Below are 719 nucleotides of genomic sequence, written 5' to 3'. Positions count from 1 at the left end.
GCGTTGTCCTCTTATGCCACGGAGATTCGTCCTCTGGTGGCCAAGCTCAAGGAGCTGAAGACCAAGGCCCACACGTTCGTCGAGTCCGTCAAGGATGATGACGAGTGGGAGTACGACGAGGACAAGGTCGACGAGCACAACCAGCTGCGTGACGACATCACCTCCACGGTGGCGGCGTTCTGGGCTGCGGAGCGGACCTGCCACAACAAGATCACCGCTCTGTGGGGCGGGACGCAGATGGTGGCCGGGGACGGTTCGAAGAAGAAGAACCAGTACGGCTTCAACGCCGACGACTTGAAGAACGCGAAACTCCCCTGGGGTGACCCGGTGGAGGAGAAGCACAAGTGGTACGAGGTCGGCCACTGGGTGAAGTCGTTCGTGTGGGACGGCCTGATCGTGGACGGTGTGTGGGGCACGATCAAGGGCCTGGGCACGCTGGTGGGCTTCGGCGGCTGGGACGCGATGGGCCAGGCGTGGAAGGGCCTGGCGCAGCTGGCGACCGGTCTGGTCATCACGGCGATCCCCGGGGCGCAGACGTGGTTCTGGACGGCGTCGGACAAGGACATGCCGTCCTGGCTGCGTGATTCGCGTACCGCGATGAAGGAGACGGGCAAGGCGCTGGTGGCGTGGGACGAGTGGGGCAAGAACCCCGCCCGCGCCGCGGGTGCGGTCACTTTCAACGTGCTGACGACGGTGTTCACCGGCGGTGCGGGTGGTGC

General features: G+C 65.2%; 1 pseudogene. It reads left to right on the top strand.

Annotated features, from left to right (window positions below):
- Window positions 1-719, top strand: a pseudogene (locus tag ADK65_RS36530) (protein phosphatase); the annotation flags it as partial.

Origin of the sequence: Streptomyces sp. NRRL B-1140, assembly GCF_001280065.1 — a bacterium.
Classification (GTDB): Bacteria; Actinomycetota; Actinomycetes; order Streptomycetales; family Streptomycetaceae; genus Streptomyces.
This window is presented reverse-complemented; position numbering and strand designations above follow the sequence as displayed.